This window comes from Teichococcus deserti (genome assembly GCF_001982615.1).
Classification (GTDB): Bacteria; Pseudomonadota; Alphaproteobacteria; order Acetobacterales; family Acetobacteraceae; genus Pseudoroseomonas; species Pseudoroseomonas deserti.
The window spans coordinates 1-1,373 of sequence record NZ_MLCO01000430.1; the positions used below are offsets into that span (position 1 = coordinate 1).

At 69.3% G+C, this 1,373-nt stretch carries 2 protein-coding genes; both read right to left on the bottom strand.

All coding sequences use genetic code 11. From position 1 onward, the window contains the following. The coding region (locus BKE38_RS28515) for an SDR family oxidoreductase (RefSeq protein WP_076960519.1) at positions 1-511 on the bottom strand (511 nt) is incomplete at its 3' end. Further along, the coding region (locus BKE38_RS28520; protein ID WP_076960520.1) for an ABC transporter ATP-binding protein at positions 508-1,373 on the bottom strand (866 nt) is incomplete at its 5' end. The genes BKE38_RS28515 and BKE38_RS28520, both read right to left, overlap by 4 nt.

A 1,373-nucleotide genomic window follows, 5' to 3' on the forward strand; every position in this document is an offset into this window, starting at 1 on the left:
TTTCGGCATTCAGCGCCGCCGACATGGCGACGAAGCCGGTCTTGGCGGCGCTGTAGCCGGGGCCGGAGACGGCGGAGGTGCCCTTGCCGGCCATCGAGGCCACCTGGACGATCAGCCCGCCGCCGCGCGCCTTCATCCCCGGCAGCACGGCGAGGCTGGTCAGGAAGGGCGCGGTCAGGTTGCCCTGCACCAGGGTGTGCACGTCGGCCGGCGTCAGCTGGTGCCAGTGCCGGCGCGGCACGTTGGTGCCGGCATTGTTGACCAGCATGTCGATCGGGCCGAGCTCGGCCTCGATCTTCTTGACCGCCGCCTCGATCGAGGCCTGGTCGGTCAGGTCCGCCGGCACCACCAGGGCGCCGTCGGGCAGCATCGCCGCGGTCTCCTGCAGCGGCGCCTCCCGCCTTCCGGTCAGCGCCAGGCGCCAGCCTTCGGCGGCCAGCGACTGCGCCACGGCGCGGCCGATGCCGGTGCCGGCGCCGGTGACCCAGGCAATCTTCTTGGCGCCGCTCAAAGGACGCGCCCCGACTGCGGCTCGAGGATATGCATGTGGTTGAGGTCGACCGCCATGCTCAGCGGCTGGCCGGGGGCCGCCGGAGCGGAGGGGTCGACGCGGCCGCAGATCTCGGCCCCGTGCAGCTTGAAATGCACCAGTGTCTCCATGCCCATGGGTTCGGTGACCTCCGGCGTCGCGACCAGCTGCGCAACATTCGGACGGTCGAGATTCTTGGCCTCGGTCAGATGCTCGGGGCGGATGCCGAACAGGATCTCGCGCCCCGCCTGGCCGGCGTAGCGGGATGTCCGCTCCGCCGGGACGTTGAGGACAATGTCGTTCGGCAGGTGGACGCGCAGCGCGCCGGCGCCGTTCTCCAGGCGCCCGGGGATGAAGTTCATCGCCGGGCTGCCGATGAAGCCGGCGACAAAGCGGGTGCGCGGATTGTGGTAGAGTTCCTGCGGCGGCCCGACCTGCTCGATGATGCCGTTGTTCATCACCACGACCCGGTCGGCGAGCGTCATCGCCTCGACCTGGTCGTGGGTGACATAGACGGTGGTGGTGCGTACCGTCTGGTGCACCTTCTTGATCTCGGTGCGCATCTGCACGCGGAGTTTCGCGTCCAGGTTCGACAGCGGCTCGTCGAACAGGAAGACCTTGGGGTCGCGCACGATGGCGCGGCCCATGGCGACGCGCTGCCGCTGGCCGCCCGAGAGGGCCTTCGGCTTGCGCGCCAGCAGCGGCTCGATGTCGAGGATGCGCGCGGCATTGTCGACGCGGCGCTTGATCTCCGCCTTGTCGAACTTCCGCAGCATCAGCCCGAAGGCCATGTTGTCGAAGACCGTCATGTGCGGATAGAGCGCGTAGTTCTGGAAGACCATGG